The organism is Pseudomonas sp. LB3P93 (assembly GCF_054898025.1).
Genome location: NZ_CM142713.1, coordinates 3,392,672 through 3,412,927 on the forward strand (window position 1 = coordinate 3,392,672; position 20,256 = coordinate 3,412,927).

Here is a 20,256-nt window from a genome sequence, read left to right on the forward strand (position 1 = left end):
TTCAAAGATGCCGTTACGGACCCTTGAGACCTGGCCCCACGGCGCAATCATGCTGGACGCAGAACACACGCGTTTTGCCTTGTGGGCGCCAGATGCGTTTTACGTCAGTGTCGAACTGGAAGATGGACAATCCTTGCCCCTCCTGCCTCAGGCAGATGGCTGGTTCGTGATCAAGACCCGCTGCCCGGCGGGTACGCGTTACCGCTACAACATTGATGGCGAGCTGGAGGTGCCGGACCCGGCCTCCCGCGCGCAGGCTGGCGATATCGGCGACCACAGCGTGGTCGTCGACCCCCTCGCCTATCAATGGCAAAACAGCGCCTGGACCGGCCGCCCCTGGAACGAGGCGGTCATCTACGAATTGCACGTCGGTGCACTCGGCGGCTTCCGTGACGTCGAACAGCACCTGGCGCGTCTGGTCGATTTGGGCATCACCGCAATCGAACTGATGCCGCTGGCGCAGTTCCCCGGCGATCGCAACTGGGGCTACGACGGGGTTCTGCCCTACGCGCCCCAAGCCTCCTACGGCACTCCCGAACAACTCAAGCACCTGATCGACACCGCCCACGGCCATGGCCTGGCGGTGATTCTCGACGTGGTTTACAACCACTTCGGCCCTGACGGCAATTACCTGCATCACTACGCCAAGGGTTTCTTTCGCGAAGACAAACACACGCCGTGGGGCGCCGCCATCGACTTCCGGCGGCGCGAGGTGCGGGACTTCTTCATCGACAACGCGCTGATGTGGTTGCTGGAATACCGCTTCGATGGCTTGCGCCTGGATGCCGTGCACGCCATTGAGAGCCCGGACTTTCTCCAGGAACTGGCGCTACGGGTTCGGCAACAGACCGATCCGGCGCGGCATGTCTGGCTGACGGTCGAGAACGAACACAATCAGGCCAGCTTGTTGGAAGAAGGCTTCGACGCGCAGTGGAACGATGACGGCCACAACGCTTTGCACGTTTTGCTGACCGGTGAAACCGACGCGTATTACGCCGACTATGCCGACAACCCCACCGAACAACTGGCGCGCTGCCTGAGTCAGGGATTCGTGTTTCAGGGCCATGTGACCCGCCACGGTACGACCCGGGGCGAGCCCAGCGGTCACTTGCCGCCCAGCGCGTTTGTTCTGTTTTTGCAGAACCACGACCAGATCGGCAACCGTGCCTTTGGCGAACGCCTGCATCAACTGGCCCACCTCGATGCCTTGAAAGCCGCGACCGCGCTGTTGCTGCTTTCACCGATGATCCCGCTGATGTTCATGGGCGATGAGTTCGCCGCCGAGGAGCCGTTCCTGTTCTTTACCAGCCACCACGGTGAACTGGCGGAGCTGGTGCGCGAAGGCCGACGTAACGAATTTGCAGCGTTCAGCGCGTTTACTGATCCTCATAAACGCGAACTGATCCCCGATCCCAACGCACAACAGACCTTTGAAGCGTCGCGGCCGAAACTGACCGCCACCCGGCAATCGGCCATGCAGGGCCTGTATCACCAGCTGTTGCAGATTCGCCATGACCACATCATCCCGAATCTGCCGGGTGCTCAAGCCCTGGGTGCCGAGGTGTTGGCCGAAGGTGCAGTGACGGCGCGCTGGTTGCTGGGCAATGGCCGACAGCTGCGCATTGACCTGAACCTCAGCGACACGCCAGTGGTCCACTCCCCACAGGCCGACGCCAGGTTGTTGTTTGAAACGCCGCCTCAGTCAGCCGGCCTGTTGGAACAGGGCACCCTCGCCCCGTATTGCGCGCTAGTCAGCCTCACGGCCGCAGCCCCTTTGCTACCCCTGGATGGAGAGCGCCAATGAGTGATGCGCAACTTGAAATACTGGCCAGCCGTGCCGGATTGGCAGTCGACTGGATCGACGCCAACGGCCGCCCGCAGAAAGTCGCCCCATCGGTCTTGCGCAATGTCCTGACCGGGCTCGGCCACCCTGCCGGCACCGCCCAGGAAATCGACGCCAGCCTCCTGCAATTGCAGCAAGTCCAACAGACCCGGCGTCTACCACCGCTGATCACCGCAGACTTCGGCGTCAGCCTCGATCTGGCCCATTTTTTCGAGCCAGAAACACCGTGCGAAATCCACCTTGAAGATGGCTCACGGCTCAACCTGAAACTGGATGCCGAGGCGATGCTGCCGGGCCTGGTCCCGGTCGGTTATCAGCACGTCAGCATCGATGGGCAATCTTTTACGCTGGCCGTGGCACCGACGCGTTGCTACAGCGTCGGCGATGCCGTCGACAGTCCGATTCCGCGCACTTGGGGCCTTAGCGTGCAGTTGTACTCTCTGCGTCGCCCCGGCGATGGCGGCTTCGGCGATACCCAGGCGTTGGAAGACCTCGCTCGTGTGGCCGGCGAACGCGGCGCCGAGGCGTTGGCGATCAGTCCGCTGCATGCGATGTTCGGCAGCGACACTCAGCGTTACAGCCCGTATTCACCGTCCAGCCGTTTGTTCCTCAACAGCCTCTATACCGCACCGGGCGCGATTCTCGGCGAGCGCGCGTGGCGTGCCGCGATTGACGCCACCGGCCTGGCCGCCGAACTGCAACAGCTGGAAGAACAGCCGCTGATTAACTGGCCCGTGGCCGCCGAAGCCAAGCATCGTTTGCTGCAAGCCTTGTACGAAGGCTTCGTCCAGGGCGAACACCCGTTGCATGCCGACTTCAGCAGCTACCGCCACGCGGCGGGTGAAGCGCTGGAAAACCACTGCCGCTTCGAAGCCATTCAAGAAGCCCGCGCCGCCAAGGGTGAAACCCTCGACTGGCGCGAGTGGCCGGAACAATGGCGCGACCCACGCAGTGCCGCCCTCGCCGAATTTGCCGAAGAGAACGCTGGCCGCATCGGCTTCTTCGCCTTCAGCCAATGGCTGATCACTCGCTGCCTGGAGCGTGCACAAACCGCCGCCCGTAGCGCGGGGATGAGCATCGGCCTGATCGCTGATTTGGCGGTGGGTGCCGACGGCGGTGGCAGTCAGGCCTGGAGTCGCCAGGACGAATTGCTCGCTTCGCTGACAGTGGGCGCGCCGCCGGACATTCTTAACCGCACCGGCCAAGGCTGGGGCATTTCCGCGTTTTCCCCTGAAGGTTTGGTGCGCAACGGCTTTCGCGCATTCATCGAAATGCTCCGGGCCAATTTCGCCCACGCCGGCGGCCTGCGCATTGACCACGTCATGGGCCTGCAACGGTTGTGGGTGATCCCCAATGGTTCGCCGCCCGCCGATGGCGCCTACCTCTATTACCCGGTGGACGACTTGCTGCGTTTGCTCAGCCTCGAATCCCATCGCCATCAGGCGATCGTCCTGGGTGAAGACCTCGGGACCGTGGCGGATGGCCTGCGGGAAAAACTTATCGCTCGCGCCATCCTCGGCATGCGGGTGTTGTTGTTTGAACAGGACAACGCGCACTTCAAATCGATTCTCGACTGGCCGGACAACGCCCTCGCGACCACCAGCACCCATGACCTGCCGACACTCAATGGCTGGTGGCATGGCCGCGATATCGACTGGAATGCCCGACTGGGCCTGGTCGACGCCACGAGTGAAATCGAATGGCGCCACCACCGTGAACGCGAGCGCGAAGGCCTGCGTCGGGTGTTGAGCGAGGACCCGCAGAACTTTCGCGAAGAGTCCCATGAAACCGATCAGGTGCTCGACGCCGCGATACGTTTTCTCGGGCATACCCGAGCGCCGCTGGTGTTGTTGCCGCTGGAAGATGCCCTTGGCATTGAACAGCAGGCGAACCTGCCGGGCACCATCGACACGCACCCCAACTGGTCGCGGCGCCTGCCCGGCGGCAGCGAAGCGCTGCTCGATGACCCGGACGCCGCCCGGCGCCTGGAATTGCTCGCCTGTGCGCGACTTCAGGCTGGCGAGCGTGACCAATGAATCACCCGTTTATACAACCGCTGCGTGCGACCCTGCGGCTGCAATTTCATAAAGGCTTCACGCTGGATCAAGCCGTGCCGCTGGTGCCGTACTTCGCCAGCCTGGGCATCAGCCACGTCTATGCCTCGCCACTGCTCGCCGCCCGTGCCGGATCCATGCATGGCTACGACGTGGTGGACCCGACCACGGTCAACCCTGAGCTGGGGGGCGAAGTAGCCCTGCGCCGATTGGTCGGTGCCCTGCGCGAACACAAGATGGGGATGATCCTCGACATCGTCTCCAACCATATGGCCGTTGGTGGCAGTGATAACCCGTGGTGGCTGGACTTGCTGGAATGGGGACGCCTGAGCCCTTACGGCGAGTTCTTCGACATTCAATGGCACTCGCCCGACCCGTTGATGGAGGGCCAGTTGCTGCTGCCTTTCCTTGGCAGCGATTACGGCATCGCGCTGCAGGACGGCACCCTGCCCTTACGCTTCGATGCCCAGCGCGGCGCGTTTTATGTCGAGCACTACGAGCATCATTTCCCGATTTGCCCGTCGAGCTACGGTGAACTGCTGCGGACCGACGACGAACCGCTCAAGTTTCTCGCCGACCGCTTCAGTGCCTTGAGCTACCAGACCGATGCGCACAGCCTGGCGCAACCGCTGAAGGCGGAGCTGCGTGAGCTGGCCAGCGACCCTGCGGTGCTCAAGTGCATCCAGCAGAATCTCAGCGCCTACGATTCGCTGACACCCGACGGTTTCCAGCGTCTGCACCACTTGCTCGAACGCCAGAGTTACCGCCTGGCCAGTTGGCGCACGGCGGCGGATGACATCAACTGGCGGCGTTTTTTCGATATCAACGAACTGGGCGGACTGCGCGTTGAACGGCCCGCGGTGTTCGAAGCGACCCACGCAAAAATATTCGAGCTGGTGGCTGAAGGCCTGGTCGACGGTTTGCGCATCGACCATATCGACGGCCTCGCCGACCCGCGTGGCTACTGCCGCAAACTGCGGCGTCGGGTCGATACGCTGTCGCCGGATCGGCACTTGCCGATCTACGTCGAGAAGATTCTCGGCGAAGGCGAAACCCTGCACCGCGACTGGTCGGTTGACGGCACCACCGGTTACGAATTCATGAATCAGCTGTCGTTGCTGCAACATGATCCCGACGGCGCCCAGCCCCTCGGCGAGCTGTGGAATCGCTACAGCGAACGACCCGCTGACTTCCGTCAGGAAGCGCAGCTGGCGCGCCAGCAGATTCTCAACGGCTCATTGGCCGGTGATTTCGAGAGTGTTGCCAAGGCGCTGTTGCAGGTGGCCCGGGACGACTTGATGACCCGCGACCTGACCCTGGGCGCGATCCGTCGGGCGTTGCAGGAACTGATTGTGCATTTCCCGGTGTACCGCACCTACATCAGCCCACGTGGCCGTTCTGCCGAAGACGATGTGTTTTTCCAGCAAGCCATGGACGGTGCCCGGCAAACCCTCGGCGAGGCCGATTGGCCAGTGCTCGATTGCCTGGCCGGTTGGCTTGGGGGTGAGCCGTGGCGCAAACGCCCGGTGGGTCGCCAGCGCAAGATTCTCAAACATGCCTGCGTACGCTTCCAGCAGCTGACGTCACCGGCCGCCGCCAAAGCTGTGGAAGACACCGCGTTCTATCGCTCGGCCGTGTTGCTGTCGCGCAATGACGTGGGGTTCAGCACCGAGCAATTCAGTGCGCCGGGTGCCGATTTCCATGCGGTCTGCCTCCAACGACTGGAACAGTTTCCGGACAACCTGCTGGCGACCGCCACCCACGACCACAAACGCGGCGAAGACACCCGCGCACGGTTGGCGGTGCTGAGCGAGCGCAGCGCCTGGTATGCCGAACAGGTTCCGTTATGGAGAACACTCGCCCGCCCCCTGCGTGACGACGATCAAATGCCCTCGGCAGGTGATGAATTGATCCTGTATCAGGCGATCCTCGGCAGTTGGCCGCTGGACCTGCGCGTTGACGATCAGTCGGCACTTGAGGACTACGCCAAACGCCTGTGGCAGTGGCAACAGAAAGCCCTGCGTGAAGCCAAGCTGCAAAGCAGCTGGAGCGCGGCGAACGAGCCTTACGAAAAAGCCATGCAGGTCTTTATCGAACGCCTGCTGCTAAGCCCGGAGGGCGAACTGTTGCGTGCAGCCCTCGGCAAAGCGGTGCAGACGATTACCGCTCCCGGCGCGCTTAACGGCTTGGCGCAAACCTTGCTGCGCATGACCGTACCGGGGATCCCGGACCTCTACCAGGGCAACGAGTATTGGGACTTCTCGCTGGTAGATCCTGACAACCGCCGGCCGGTGGATTACGCCAACCGCGAACAGGCGATGCGGGTGCAGTTGAATCTGCCCGATCTTTTGGCCAACTGGCGTGACGGGCGGATCAAGCAAACCCTGATCAAGCAGGTGTTGAACCGGCGGGCCGAGCATGCCGATCTGTTTCGGCGAGGATCGTATCAAGCCCTTGAGGTCGTCGGCAGTCAGGCTCTGCGGGTGCTGGCGTTTGCTCGCGAACATGAAGGAACACGGGCCATCGTGATCGTCCCGATCCGTTGTGCCCCACTGCTGGAAAACAGTGCCGAACCCCGGGTTGACGCGCTGCGTTGGGGCGATACGCGGGTCAAACTGCCGTTCACCGCCTCTGAGGAAAATCTGAAGGGACTTTTCTCGAGCACAGCAGTCACACCCCACAGGGAGCTGAACATCAGCGCCGCGCTGGGGGATTTCCCGGTCAATCTCTTTATTCAAACGTTTACCCAAGCTTGAGTTCAGTTCAGGAGTATTGCGATGAGTACCGACGATAAACGCGTTCGCGAATTTGCCTACCAAATCTGGGAGTCGGAAGGGAAACCCGAAGGCCAGGAAGCCCGACACTGGGAGATGGCTCGCAAACTGGCTGAAGCCGAAGCGCTGCCCCCCAAAAAATCGCCGAAGGCTACCGGCGGTAAAACCGCTGTCAAACCTGCGGTGCCCAAAGCTGCCAATGGCAAGGTTCCCGAGCTGAAAGCCAAATCCAAGCCTGCGGCCTCGAAGGTGATTCCGCCCGGCGAAAAAACTGCAGAGAAGAAGCCTCGCGCCGCGAAAAAACCTCCGGCAGTCTGACGCTTCACTATCGCTTCCTGATTGACCTCGTGGCCAACCCCCTGGCCACCGTGGGCTCGCTCGCCCGCGAAAACCCTGTAGGAGCGAGGCTTGCCCACGAAGGCGGCATGTCAGTCGATTCAAATGTGACTGAAACACCGCCTTCGCGGGCAAGCCTCGCTCCTACAAAGAATCCCCTTTTTGCAGGAGCATCTATGACCAGTCCAAAGAAAGCCGCGCCAGAACCTCACGCCGAGGCCTCTCGAATCCGTGAAGGCCTGCCCTTCCCGCTGGGCGCGACCTGGGATGGCCTGGGGGTCAACTTTGCCTTGTTTTCCGCCAACGCCACCAAGGTCGAACTGTGCATCTTCGACGATGCCGGCGAGGTCGAACTCGAGCGGATCGAACTGCCGGAATACACCGACGAGATCTACCACGGCTACTTGCCCGACGCCCATCCAGGGTTGATCTACGGCTACCGCGTCTATGGCGCGTACGACCCGGCCAACGGTCATCGCTTCAACCACAACAAACTGCTGATCGACCCCTACGCCAAGCAATTGGTCGGCCAGCTGAAATGGTCCGAAGCGCTGTTCGGCTACACCATCGGGCATCCCGATGCCGATTTGAGTTTCGATGAGCGTGACAGCGCGCCCTTCGTGCCCAAGTGCAAAGTCATCGACCCGGCTCACACCTGGGGCAATGATCAACGGGTCAGCATCCCGTGGGACAAGACAATCATTTATGAAACCCACCTGCGTGGCATCAGCATGCGTCACCCCTCCGTCCCCGAGAATGTGCGCGGCACCTGCGCCGGGTTGATGGTCGATGACGTGCTGGAACACATTCGTAAACTCGGGGTGTCGTCGGTGGAGTTGCTGCCGATCCACGCCTTCGTCAATGACCAGCATCTGCTGCACAAAGGCATGACCAATTACTGGGGCTACAACAGCATCGCCTTCTTCGCCCCGGACCCGCGCTACCTCGCCAGCGGCAAGATCGCCGAGTTCAAGGAGATGGTCGCGCACCTGCACGAGGCCAATCTGGAAGTGATCCTCGACGTGGTCTACAACCACACCGCAGAGGGCAACGAGCAAGGCCCGACCCTGTCCATGCGCGGCATCGACAACGCCTCGTACTACCGCTTGATGCCCGATGACAAGCGCTACTACATCAACGATTCCGGCACCGGCAACACCCTCGACCTCAGTCACCCGTGCGTGCTGCAAATGGTCACCGACTCCCTGCGTTACTGGGCCACGGAAATGCACGTCGACGGTTTCCGCTTCGACCTGGCGACCATTCTCGGCCGCTACCACGAGGGCTTCGACGAACGTCACAGCTTCCTCGTCGCCTGCCGCCAGGACCCGGTGCTGCGTCAGGTGAAAATGATCGCCGAGCCTTGGGATTGTGGCCCCGGCGGCTATCAGGTCGGTGGGTTTCCGCCGGGCTGGGTCGAGTGGAACGATAAATTCCGCGACACCGTGCGTGCGTTCTGGAAAGGCGATGACGGCCAACTGGCCGACTTCGCCAGCCGCATGACAGCGTCCGGCGAGATGTTCAACCAGCGCGGTCGTCGTCCTTATGCTTCGTTGAACTTCATCACGGCCCATGACGGTTTCACCCTCAATGACCTGGTGTCGTACAACGACAAGCACAACGAAGCCAACGACGAGAACAATCAGGACGGCAGCAACAACAACCTGTCCTGGAACCACGGCGTCGAGGGCCCGACCGACGACCCGGAAATCAACGAACTACGTCAGCGGCAAATGCGCAATTTCTTCGCAACGTTGCTGCTGTCCCAAGGCACGCCGATGCTGGTGGCCGGCGACGAATTCGCCCGCACCCAGGAAGGCAACAACAACGCCTATTGCCAGGACAGCGAGATCGGTTGGGTCAACTGGGATCTGAGCGAAGACGGCAAGGCCCTGCTCAAGTTCGTCAAACGCCTGATCAAGTTGCGCCTGGCCTATCCGATCCTGCGTCGCGGACGCTTCCTGGTGGGCAATTACAACGAGGACATCGGCGTCAAGGACGTGACCTGGCTCGCCCCGGATGGCAGCGAAATGTCCACCGAACAATGGGAAGAAGGCCATGGCCGCTGCCTCGGCATGCTGCTCGATGGTCGCGCACAGGAAACCGGTATCCGCCGCAAGGGGGGTGACGCGACTCTGTTGCTGGTGGTCAACGCGCACCACGACATCGTTAACTTCACGTTGCCGGAAGTGCCGGACGGCTATCACTGGACGTGCATGATCGACACCAATCAACCGAAGATTCGCGGGCAGGAGCTTTTCGAGTTCGGTCACGAATATTCCGTCACCGGTCGTTCGCTGCTGCTGTTCGAATTGCAGCATGAGGAAGAAGAGTGAAATGGACCTTCAGGCGTTTCTCACTCGCCAGCCACCGGACTACGCCGATACTCAGGCGCTAGGCCGGTGCCTGCGGGCGCTGGTGGAGGCTGGACTCGATCAGCTTCCGCTGCCGGGCAGCGGCCAGACGCTGGAGCGATTCCAGCGGCTGGCCGAGGTCGGTGGCCATGACCTCGGGTTGTGCAAATTGTACGAAGGCCATACCGATGCGCTGGCGATCATCCAGCAACTCGGCGGCTCGCCAACCCCCGGCAGCACGTGGGGCATGTGGGCGGCCGAACCGCCACAGGCGCGGGTGCGCGTCCGTCCGCAAGGCCATATGGTCGTGTTGAGCGGGCGCAAGGCTTGGTGCTCGGGCGCGGCGGTGTTGAGTCATGCGTTGCTCACGGCCTGGGATCATCAGGATTGCCAGCAATTGGTCGCGGTGGCGCTGGATCAACCCGGTGTGACCGTGACCGATCAGGGCTGGCAAGCGGTCGGCATGGGCGCCACCGGCAGTGTCGAAGTGCTGTTCGAAGGCGCTGAAGCACAAGCCATCGGCTACCGCGGCGATTACCTGAATCGGCCCGGTTTCTGGCAAGGCGGCATCGGCATTGCGGCCTGCTGGTACGGCGCGGCACAGAGCATCGCCGAACGCCTGCGCGACCATTGCGCCCAACGCGAAGAACCCCATGCCCTTGCTCACCTGGGCGCTGTCGACAGTGCGCTGCACGCTGCCGCCGAAGTGCTGCGGGTTAGCGCATTGATGATCGACGCCGCACCGCTGGACGACACCGAACTGCTGGCCCGGCGTGCCCGGGCGGCGGTGGAACATGCCGCCGAACACGTCATGCTGCACGTCGGCCACGCCCTCGGTGCGGGTCCCTATTGCAGGGATCGGCAGTTCGCCCGATTGATCGCCGACCTCCCGGTATTCCTGCGCCAAAGCCACGCCGAGCGGGACCTCGCCGCCCTCGGACAGCAAGTCATCACCGGGACATGGACGTTATGAAAACCAACCCAATTGTCGGCCAGGGTACGCCGCTTCATGTCTGGCAGACTTCCAGTCACCTGGCGCAGTTGCCGGTCATCGACATCCTGAACCTCGTGCCTGAAGGCGCCCGCGCGGTGATTATTGCCCCGCATCCGGATGACGAAGTGCTGGGCTGCGGCGGCTTCCTGCAACTGCTGGCCGCCGCCGGCCGCCCTTTGCAACTGATTTCGGTCACTGACGGCAGCGCCAGCCACCCCGGTTCCAAGCGCTGGCCGGTGGAGCGTTTGAGTGCGGTCCGGCCTCAGGAATCGGTCGAAGCCTTGCGTCGTCTCGGCCTGCCACTGCACAGCCTGAAATGGCTGCGCGGCGGTTTCAAGGACAGTCAGGTCGCGGCGCGGGAAACCGAATTGAGCGAGTTCATCGAACGTCATCTGCGCCCCAGCGACGTGGTGTTCACCACGTGGAGCGAAGACGGCCATTGCGATCACGAAGCCGTGGGCCGGGCCAGTGCCATAGCGGCGAAACGCGCCGGTGCAACCGTGCATGAATTGCCCGTGTGGACCTGGCACTGGGCAGCACCTGAAGACAGTTTCGTACCCTGGCACCGGGCGCGAAAAATCCTCCTGGCGCCGCATCTGGTAGCCCGCAAGCGCCACGCGATCCACGCCTTTGCCAGCCAGTTGGAAGGTGACCCGCAAATCGGCTTGCCGCCGGTGCTGGCGCCCTATGTGCTGGAGCGGCTTCTGCAACCGTTCGAAGTGGTGTTTCTATGAGCGTCGAGGATCGCTATTTCGACGGTTTATTTGCCGGCAACGACGATCCCTGGTCCTTTCGCCAGCGCTGGTATGAGCAGCGCAAACGCGCGATCACCCTCGCCGCTTTGCCGCGTCCACATTACCGGGCGATCTTCGAACCCGGCTGTGCCAACGGCGAACTGAGCTTTGACCTGGCCAGCCGTTGCGATCGTCTGCTGTGTTGCGACACCGCCGCCGCGGCCGTCACCCTGGCCCGCACCCGACTCGGTCCGTTTGACCACGCCGAAGTTCGCCAAAGCCGTTTGCCGGCCGATTGGCCGGACGAAAAATTCGACCTGATCGTGCTCAGCGAAATCGGCTATTACCTCGACACCGACGACCTGAAGCGCCTGATCGAACAGGCCGGACAGTCGCTGACCGCCGACGGCCAACTCCTGGCCTGCCACTGGCGCCCGCCCATCGACGGTTGCCCGCTGAATGCCCGGCAAGTCCATGATTTGCTCCACGAACATTTGCATTTGCCGCGCCTGGTCCTGCATCAGGAGGCGGATTTTCTGCTGGAACTCTGGAGTCGTGAACCACGCTCCGTGGCGGCTCTGGAGGGCTTGCGATGATTGGAATTCTGATCCCCGCGCATAACGAAGAAGACTTGCTCGGAGATTGCCTCGAAGCGGCCCTGCTCGCCGCGCAACACGAACTGCTGGACGGTGAGACCGTCGAGGTGCTGGTGGTCCTCGACAGTTGCACCGACCGATCCTCGGAGGTCGTCAGTGCTTACCCTGTGCACAGTCTGGCGATCGAGGCGCGTAACGTCGGCCAGGCCCGCGCGGCCGGTGCGCGGTTTCTGCTGGAGCGCGGGGTGCGCTGGATTTCCTGTTCCGATGCCGATAGCCGTGTGGCGCAGGATTGGCTGGTGGCGCAATTGGCCCTCGACGTCGATGCCGTGTGCGGCACAGTCACGGTGGACGAATGGCACGAGTCAATCGATGAGTCGGCACAGATTCGTTTTCACCAGAATTATCAGGCCCGTGACGGCCATCGGCACATTCACGGCGCCAATCTGGGCATCAGTGCTGACGCCTATCAGCGCGCGGGCGGTTTCGAACCGCTGGCCTGTGATGAAGACGTGCAACTGGTGCGACAACTCGAACGCTGCGGCGCCAACATTGCCTGGAGCCATCGCCCGCAAGTGCTCACCAGTGCTCGGCTGGACAGTCGGGCGCGCGGTGGTTTCGGCGATTATTTGCGAGGTCTGGCACAGCTCGGTTAAAAAAAGCCGGATCAGATGTCACCACCACGCGACGAATAGCCTTACTTGAGCAATACTCTGCTCGCGGCAATCCAGGGTACGGAGCGCTGCACATTGCTATCAAACAGAACAAGGACGTAGCCCGATGAAATCCGTTTCCATCCTCGAAAGCAGCCCGCCAGGACAGATCTGGAACAGCGCCCGGCAACTGGACAACATCCCCGTCATCAACACCCAGACCCTGGTCCCCTTCGGCGCGCGCGCCGTGGTGATCGCGCCGCATCCCGGCGATGAAGTGGTCACCTGCGGCGGTTTGCTGCAGCTGCTGTCCACCCTCGGTCATCCCCTGCAACTGATCTCGATCACCGATGGCAGCGCCAGCCATCCGGGCTCGCAACAATGGTCAGAGAAGCGCCTGAGTGTGTTTCGCGGGCAGGAAAGCGTCGAAGCCTTGCGCCGGCTGGGATTGCCGATGCACAGCCTGAAGTGGATTCGCGGCGGCTTCACCGACAACGCCCTGGCCGAACGTGAAACGCAACTGACCCAATTCATCGCCCGATATTTGCGCCCCGGCGACGTGGTGTTCAGCACCTGGCGCGAAGACGGTACCTCCGATCATGACGCCGTCGGCCGTGCCAGCGCCAATGCGGCGAGCATGGTCGGGGCAACGCTCAACGAACTGCCGGTCTGGGCCTGGCACTGGCCGATGCGCGATCAAGGACTCTTTCCCTGGCATCGTGCACGCAAAATCCGCCTCGACACCTGGACCGTCGCCCGCAAAAGCCACGCCACCCACGCCTACGCCAGCCAGCTCGACGGCGAACCGGCCATCGGCATCGCGCCGCTGCTGCCCCGGGTGATTCTGGAGCGCATGCGCCTGCCGTATGAAGTCGTGTTCGTCTGACCCGATTCCCTCATCCAACCCAAATCCCCTGTGGGAGTGAGCCTAGGGCAATGCATGGCGTTTGCGCTATGAAATTGTCTTCGCCTGACTGACCAGCCTTGTAGCAGCTGTCGAGCCTGCGAGGCTGCGTCCGGCTGCGCAGCAGTCGTAAATCCTGAATGCACGGTTTATCTGAAGAACCGCGTTGCCTGATTTTACGACTGCTGCGCAGCCGGACGCAGCCTCGCAAGCTCGACAGCTGCTACATTTTTTGTGTGAAGGCTGCTGGCGACGAATCACTCTGAACTGCCTGCCGCTGAATCAGTCGCATACATAAGCAGCCCAGATTCAGAGGAGTGAATGTGACCAGCGATTCCGAGCAGCGAGCCGTCGAATCAGTGCCCTTGAATACGCCCCCGGCGGTTCATCGTTTGAGAGTGCTGACGGTCAACACCCACAAGGGGTTTACCGCCTTCAACCGGCGTTTCATCCTCCCGGAGCTGCGTGAAGCGGTGCGCAGTACGTCGGCCGATATTGTCTTCCTGCAAGAGGTGGTCGGCGAACATGATCGGCATTCTTCCCGCTACAACGACTGGCCGCAGACTTCGCAATACGAGTTCCTGGCCGACAGTATGTGGAGCGATTTCGCCTACGGCCGTAACGCCGTTTACCCCGACGGTCATCACGGCAACGCGTTGCTGTCGAAATACCCGATTCGCGAACACCGCAACCTCGACGTCTCGATCACCGGTCCCGAACGGCGTGGGCTGCTGCACTGCGTACTGGACGTGCCGGGGCACGCTGAAGTCCACGCGATCTGCGTGCACCTGAGCCTGCTGGAAAGCCATCGCCAGTTGCAGCTTCAACTGCTCTGCCAACTGCTCGAATCCTTGCCCGACGATGCGCCGGTGATCATCGCCGGTGACTTCAACGACTGGCAGTTGCAAGGCAACGCCGCCCTCGCCCGTCGCGATTATTTGCACGAAGCCTTCGAACGCCACAATGGCAGACCCGCGAAAACCTACCCCGCGCGGTTTCCACTGCTGCGCCTGGACCGGGTCTACCTGCGCAACGCCAGCAGCCACAACCCGCGCATTCTCGGCAACAAACCCTGGACGCATCTATCGGATCATTTGCCGTTGGCGGTGGAAGTGCGCCTCTGAGCACAGCCCGACGAATGACCGTGTAAACCGCGTTCTAAAGCCTGTCACCTTGAAAAACCCTACTAGGCTTCCACATTAGCCTTGAATAGTGCATGGGAATTCCTATTCAGAAGTTAGCTGGTTTCCAGAACTGTCCAGGCTCGTCGTTGGGTGGTCCCTCACAAGATCCTTATTGTTTTGCACGTGTTGTGTTGAGTCGTGAGCAGCAAGGATCGACTTTCGAGAAAGGAAACCGGGTATGAAAAGGCTCTCGCACCGCTCCAGGTTTTACGTTGCGTGTTCATTTCTGATGGCACTCAACGGTGTTGCCCAAGCCGCACAAACAGAAAAACCCAATATTCTTTTTATTGTCTCTGACGATACTGGCTACGGTGATTTGGGGCCGTATGGTGGGGGCGTGGGTCGAGGCATGCCGACGCCGAGCATTGATGAGTTGGCCGCAGAAGGCACAACGTTTTACTCGTTTTATGCCCAACCCAGCTGCACGCCGGGCCGCGCTGCCATGCAAACCGGACGTATCCCGAACCGCAGCGGCATGACCACCGTCGCCTTCCAGGGTCAGGGTGGCGGCCTGCCGGCTGCCGAATGGACGCTGGCTTCGGTGCTCAAGACCGGCGGTTATGAAACCTATTTCACCGGTAAATGGCACCTGGGCGAAGACGATTACGCACTGCCCAATGCCCAAGGCTACGACGTGATGAAGTACGTCGGGCTGTATCACCTGAACGCCTACACCTACGCAGATCCGGAGTGGTTCCCGGACATGGATGCTGACACCCGTGCGATGTTTACCAAAGTGACTCGCGGCGCGTTATCCGCCAAAGCCGGCGAAAAACCGGTCGAAGAGTTCAAGATCAACGGTCAGTACGTCGACACCCCGGTGGTTGATGGCAAACCCGGTGTGGTCGGTATTCCGTTCTTCGATAACTATGTCGAAAAAGCCACGATGGAGTTTCTCGACACCGCATCAAAATCCAGCAAGCCCTTCTTTATCAACGTCAACTTCATGAAAGTGCACCAGCCGAACATGCCGGCACCGGAGTTCATTCACAAGTCGATCTCCAAGTCCAAATACGCCGACTCCGTGGTTGAACTCGATACCCGTATCGGGCGCATCATGGATAAGCTCAAGGCATTGGGCCTGGATAAAAACACCCTGGTCGTCTACACCACCGATAACGGCGCCTGGCAGGATGTTTACCCCGACGCGGGCTACACGCCTTTCCGTGGCACCAAAGGCACCGTGCGTGAAGGCGGTAACCGGGTGCCGGCGATCATGGCCTGGCCGGGCAAAATCAAACCCAACACCAAGAACCACGACATTATTGGTGGCCTCGACCTGATGGCGACGTTCGCCTCCGTAGCCGGCATCAAACTGCCGGATAAAGACCGCGAAGGTAAGCCGATCATCTTCGACAGTTACGACATGACTCCCGTGCTTCTTGGAACCGGCCCTGACCCACGCAAAGAATGGTTCTACTTTACCGAGAACGAACTCTCGCCTGGTGCCGCTCGCGTCGGCAACTACAAGGCAGTGTTCAATCTGCGTGGCGACAATGGTGCCCCGACTGGCGGTCTGGCCGTCGACACCAACCAAGGCTGGAAGGGCCCGACGAAATACGTGGCGACCGTACCGCAAATCTTCGACCTGCTGCAGGACCCGCAAGAGCGTTACGACATCTTCATGAACAATTACACCGAGCACACCTGGACACTCGTGCCCATCAGCGCGTCAATCGCCGCACTGATGAAAACCTACGTTCAGTACCCTCCACGCAAAGTGCAAAGCATGACGTACGACGGCCCGATCGAGCTGTCCAAATACCAGAAATTCCAGTCGGTCCGCGAAGATCTGGAGAAAGAAGGCGTCACCATCCCAATGCCTAACTAAAACGGTATCCCGGAATACTTCGGCGTCTACCTGAAACTTCGACAGGCTGCGCAGGTAGTCGCCCATATCAATCAACTTGTCGACCACCTGAGGGTTGATCGTCGGGGTAACGTCCGCGTTCATTTCAACGCCGCATTACTGACAGAATCGAGACACCCGACCAGCAAGACAACTGTGCATTGAACCTCGCGTTGGCAGACCGATAGCCCGATATCCAAAGGCTCTGGCACGCGGGTTTTTTGACGATTTTTCGTACAAACAATAACTTAGATGCGCGGCGTAAATCAGTCACTTGCGAGCACTAAAATACCACTACCACTTATCGGCCATTTTCTTGACGCAATGTCAAGGGTCTTCTTAGCTACACGTACTACCCCCGGAAATTCCACCAGGGGCAAACCCTCAAGACACCCGCGAAATCGGGCGGTCAGCGGCTTGCCTCAATCCATTCGGTCGCCCCTCATTCGGGGTAGGAGAGACGCCAAAGCGAGATTCGGCATGCGATTGCAAGGTAGACCCCCATGAAAACTTCATTCACCCAACAAGAGATCAAAGTCACTTTTTGCACTGTCTCGAGTTCGCTGCTGCTGTGTTCTTCCATGGAGGTGCAGGCAGGGCCCGCAGAGGATGAAACCGCCCCATGGTATCGCCAGGATGTTCCGGTAATGACCTTGCCCACGGTCAACATTACCGCCCCCTACCCCGGCCACTTCAGCGCCGGCTCCGATACCCGAAGTTCACACCTGACCATTGAAGACGCCGCGCCTTCAGCCTGGGATCAGCTGTACGGGCAGGCTTCTCGACAAGCACAGACTGATGTGATGGCGCAGGGTTTTTCCAGCCCTGTCAGCACCGAATTCAAAGGCCCGGCGATCCTGACCCTGCAGAGCGGTAGCGGCCATACCCAGCGGGTCGGCCTGATCGGCGGGATGACTCAGTTACAAGGCAACAGCAACGGCCTGGTGACCAGTCGCGCACTCGCCGACCCTGCCAACGACACCCTCAACCTCCAAGGCCAGAGCCTCGGCGCCTACTGGAGCCTGACCGGCCCCCAAGGCTGGCACGTGGATTTGACGGCCAGTGGCGGTCGGGTCAACGGTTACAGCCGCAACGACCAGGGCGCGCGGATGGCGACCGAAGGTAGTGCGGTGACGTTGTCGGTGGAAGGTGGATTTCCGATTGGCCTGAGCGATAACTGGGTCGTCGAACCGCAAGCGCAGTTGATCAATCAGCGCATCACGCTGGACACGCCTTATGCCGGCTCAGGCAATGCATCGTCCAGCGACGTGACATCCTGGAGCGGCCGGGTCGGTGCACGGTTGAAAGGTAGTTACGACATCAACGGCCTGGGAGTTGAACCCTATGTGCGGACCAACTTGTGGCACACCGTGTATACCGGCAATACGGTGACCCTCGATCAGGTCGACAAGATCAGCAGCAGTCGCAATTCATCGACGGTCGAAGTGGGTTTGGGGCTGGTGGCCAGAGTTACGCCCGCAGTGAGTTTTTACGTCAGTGCCGATTACAGCAGTGATGTGGATGACAATGATTTGAACGGGTTGATCGGGAGTCTGGGTGTGCGGATGCGGTGGTGAGCTTTTCGGCTGATCGTATGATCGTTCCCACGCTCTGCGTGGGAATGCAGCCAGGGACGCTCCGCGTCCCAGAGGCGGACGCGGAGCGTCCGTTGAGGCATTCCCACGCGGAGCGTGGGAACGATCATGTGGGAGCGAGCCTGCTCGCGATGGGGGCAACTCGGTTTTAGATCAACCCTCGGGCCTCAGGATCAACACCGCCAGCGGTGGCAGGTTCAACACCAGCGAAAGCGCCTGCCCATGGCTTGGCTCTTCCTCGGTAAACGCCCCGCCGCTGTTGCCGTAGTTGGACCCGGCATACATCGCCGCATCGCTGTTGACCGCCTCGCTCCAGCGCCCGGCGACCGGCACGCCGATGCGATAGGCCTGACGCGGCACCGGCGTGAAGTTGGCCACCACCAACACCGGACGCCCTTCCTTGCTCCAGCGCAAGAACGCGTAAACGCTGTTGATCGCATCATCGCCGATCAGCCACTGGAAGCCCTGCGGCGCGTCGTCCTGGTCATGCATCGCCGGCTCTTCGCGGTAGAACCGATTAAGGTCGCCGACGAGTTTCTGCACACCCTTGTGTTCCGAGTATTGCAGCAGGTACCAGTCCAGTTGCTGATCGTGATTCCACTCGCGCCACTGGCCGAATTCGCAGCCCATGAACAACAGTTTCTTGCCGGGATGCGCCCACATGAAGCTCAAATAGGCCCGCAGGTTGGCAAATTTCTGCCAGCGGTCGCCGGGCATCTTGTCTATCAGAGAGTGCTTGCCGTGCACCACTTCATCGTGGGAGATCGGCAGGATGAAACGCTCGGACCAGGCATACACCAGGCCGAAACTCAGCTCGTTGTGGTGGTGCGCGCGGTACACCGGATCCTGCTGAATGTAATGCAGCGAATCGTGCATCCAGCCCATGTTCCACTTGTAGTCGAAGCCCAATCCACCCTGTTGGGTGCTTTGGCTGACACCCGGCCATGCGGTGGATTCCTCAGCGATCACCAGCGCACCCGGCGCTTCCAGGTCGACCACGTCGTTGAGGTGGCGCAGGAAGTCGATGGCTTCGAGGTTCTCGCGCCCGCCATGGCGGTTCGGTACCCACTCCCCAGCCTTGCGCGAGTAATCGCGATAGAGCATCGATGCCACGGCATCGACCCGCAGGCCATCGACGTGGAAATGCTTGAGCCAGTGCAGTGCCGAGGCCAGCATGTAGCCGTGCACCTCGGTGCGACCCAGGTTGTAGATCAGCGTGTCCCAGTCCTGATGGAAACCTTCCTGCGGGTTGCCGTATTCGTACAGCGCGGTGCCGTCGAACTGTGCGAGGCCGTGGGTATCGGTGGGGAAATGCGCCGGCACCCAGTCGAGGATCACGCCGATGTCCGCCTGGTGGCAGGCATTGACGAAGGCCGCGAAGTCTTCCGGCGAACCGTAGCGGGCGCTCGGGGCGAATTGCGACAGCAGCTGATAACCCCAGGAACCGCCGAACGGGTGTTCCATGATCGGCATCAGTTCAATGTGGGTAAACCCCAGCTCCTTCACATAAGGAATCAGCCGCTCGCCCAGTTCGTGCCACGTGTACTGGCGCGCCACTTCACCCAGATCGTCCAGCTCGCATTGCCAGGAGCCAGCGTGCAATTCGTAGATCGACAGCGGCGCACTCGGCAGATGCCGGTCGCCACGGGTTTCCATCCAGGCCTGATCCTGCCAATCGATATTCAGCGGCGAAGCAACTTTTGACGCCGTGTCCGGCGGCAGCGAGGTGGCCAGCGCCATCGGGTCAGCCTTGAGCGGCAGAATGCCGTGGGCGCCGAGGATTTCGTATTTGTACGTTTCCCCCGCCTGCAGGCGCGGAATGAACACTTCCCAGACCCCGGTAGGATGGCGCAGGCGCATCGGGTGCCGACGACCGTCCCAGTTGTTGAAGTCACCGACCACCGACACCCGCTTGGCGTTCGGCGCCCACACGGCGAAACGCACGCCGTCGACACCGTCCACTGATTTCAACTGCGCGCCGAGGCAGGCGCTGAGGTCGCGGTGATTGCCTTCGGCGAACAGGTACAAGTCCATCTCGCCGAGCAACGGGCCGAAGCTGTAAGGGTCTTCGGACACCTGTTCGCCGCCGGCCCACCGGGTGCGCAGCAGATAAGGCTGCGCCCGATCGAAGTGGCCGACAAACAGCCCCGGCGTCTGGGTGGCTTCAAGGTTGCCGAGTTCTTCCCCGGAGTCCCTGGCCAATACCTGCACGCTCAGCGCGTCCGGCAGATAAGCCCGAATGAATTGCCCACCGACACCATCGTCGTGGGGGCCAAGAATTGCAAAAGGGTCGTGGTGTTCGGCGCGAACCAGCGCGTCGATGTCCCGCGATCTGGGCATCAGCGCCTCTTTAGCGTGACCCTGTTCCTTGTTCGAGAAACTCATA

14 protein-coding genes are annotated in these 20,256 nt (G+C 61.1%); 13 read left to right on the forward strand and 1 reads right to left on the reverse strand.

Going from position 1 to position 20,256, the window contains the following annotated elements; translation table 11 throughout:
• The first annotated feature begins 7 nt into the window (after window positions 1–7).
• The 13 genes from treZ to ACYZT8_RS15360 all read left to right on the forward strand — a co-directional run bounded on the left by treZ (window position 8) and on the right by ACYZT8_RS15360 (window position 17,852).
• Window positions 8–1,804 (forward strand): malto-oligosyltrehalose trehalohydrolase, encoded by a 1,797-nt coding sequence (treZ, locus tag ACYZT8_RS15300; RefSeq protein ID WP_461973839.1) that lies wholly within the window; start codon window positions 8–10, stop codon window positions 1,802–1,804.
• Window positions 1,801–3,879 carry a 4-alpha-glucanotransferase gene (gene malQ / locus ACYZT8_RS15305; protein WP_461973840.1) on the forward strand — a complete coding sequence of 693 codons (2,079 nt, stop codon included), beginning with the start codon at window positions 1,801–1,803 and terminating at the stop codon, window positions 3,877–3,879. Before treZ ends, malQ begins: the two co-directional genes overlap by 4 nt.
• Entirely contained in the window at window positions 3,876–6,653 is a 2,778-nt protein-coding gene (locus ACYZT8_RS15310; protein WP_461973842.1) for a malto-oligosyltrehalose synthase, read from the forward strand. The genes malQ and ACYZT8_RS15310 overlap by 4 nt, the downstream gene beginning before the upstream one ends.
• A 21-nt stretch (window positions 6,654–6,674) precedes the next feature.
• A complete protein-coding gene (locus ACYZT8_RS15315; RefSeq protein WP_461973844.1) occupies window positions 6,675–6,989 on the forward strand; it encodes a DUF2934 domain-containing protein in 315 nt (104 codons plus the stop codon).
• A 194-nt stretch (window positions 6,990–7,183) separates the two neighbouring features.
• Window positions 7,184–9,343: a glycogen debranching protein GlgX gene (gene glgX / locus ACYZT8_RS15320; protein WP_461959034.1), complete on the forward strand. Its 2,160-nt coding sequence runs from the start codon at window positions 7,184–7,186 to the stop codon at window positions 9,341–9,343.
• Window position 9,344: 1 nt separating this feature from the next.
• Complete coding sequence (locus ACYZT8_RS15325; RefSeq protein ID WP_461982482.1) at window positions 9,345–10,334, forward strand: acyl-CoA dehydrogenase; 990 nt, start codon at window positions 9,345–9,347, stop codon at window positions 10,332–10,334.
• Window positions 10,331–11,089, forward strand: coding sequence for a PIG-L deacetylase family protein (locus ACYZT8_RS15330; protein ID WP_461973846.1), 759 nt, complete (start codon window positions 10,331–10,333; stop codon window positions 11,087–11,089). Before ACYZT8_RS15325 ends, ACYZT8_RS15330 begins: the two co-directional genes overlap by 4 nt.
• Window positions 11,086–11,685 (forward strand): SAM-dependent methyltransferase, encoded by a 600-nt coding sequence (locus tag ACYZT8_RS15335; RefSeq protein WP_461973848.1) that lies wholly within the window; start codon window positions 11,086–11,088, stop codon window positions 11,683–11,685. The genes ACYZT8_RS15330 and ACYZT8_RS15335 overlap by 4 nt, the downstream gene beginning before the upstream one ends.
• Window positions 11,682–12,341, forward strand: coding sequence for a glycosyltransferase family 2 protein (locus ACYZT8_RS15340; RefSeq protein ID WP_461973850.1), 660 nt, complete (start codon window positions 11,682–11,684; stop codon window positions 12,339–12,341). Before ACYZT8_RS15335 ends, ACYZT8_RS15340 begins: the two co-directional genes overlap by 4 nt.
• A gap of 124 nt (window positions 12,342–12,465) precedes the next feature.
• On the forward strand, window positions 12,466–13,224 hold the full coding sequence (locus tag ACYZT8_RS15345; RefSeq protein ID WP_461973852.1) for a PIG-L deacetylase family protein: 759 nt from the start codon (window positions 12,466–12,468) through the stop codon (window positions 13,222–13,224).
• A 341-nt stretch (window positions 13,225–13,565) separates the two neighbouring features.
• Window positions 13,566–14,366: an endonuclease/exonuclease/phosphatase family protein gene (locus ACYZT8_RS15350; protein WP_461973854.1), complete on the forward strand. Its 801-nt coding sequence runs from the start codon at window positions 13,566–13,568 to the stop codon at window positions 14,364–14,366.
• A gap of 238 nt (window positions 14,367–14,604) precedes the next feature.
• Complete coding sequence (locus ACYZT8_RS15355) at window positions 14,605–16,257, forward strand: arylsulfatase (RefSeq protein WP_461973856.1); 1,653 nt, start codon at window positions 14,605–14,607, stop codon at window positions 16,255–16,257.
• 521 nt (window positions 16,258–16,778) lie between these two features.
• On the forward strand, window positions 16,779–17,852 hold the full coding sequence (locus ACYZT8_RS15360) for an autotransporter domain-containing protein (protein ID WP_461973858.1): 1,074 nt from the start codon (window positions 16,779–16,781) through the stop codon (window positions 17,850–17,852).
• A gap of 171 nt (window positions 17,853–18,023) precedes the next feature.
• Here ACYZT8_RS15360 and glgB read toward each other — a convergent pair whose 3' ends face one another.
• Entirely contained in the window at window positions 18,024–20,255 is a 2,232-nt protein-coding gene (glgB, locus tag ACYZT8_RS15365) for a 1,4-alpha-glucan branching protein GlgB (RefSeq protein WP_461973860.1), read from the reverse strand.
• Between the last annotated feature and the right edge of the window lies 1 nt (window position 20,256).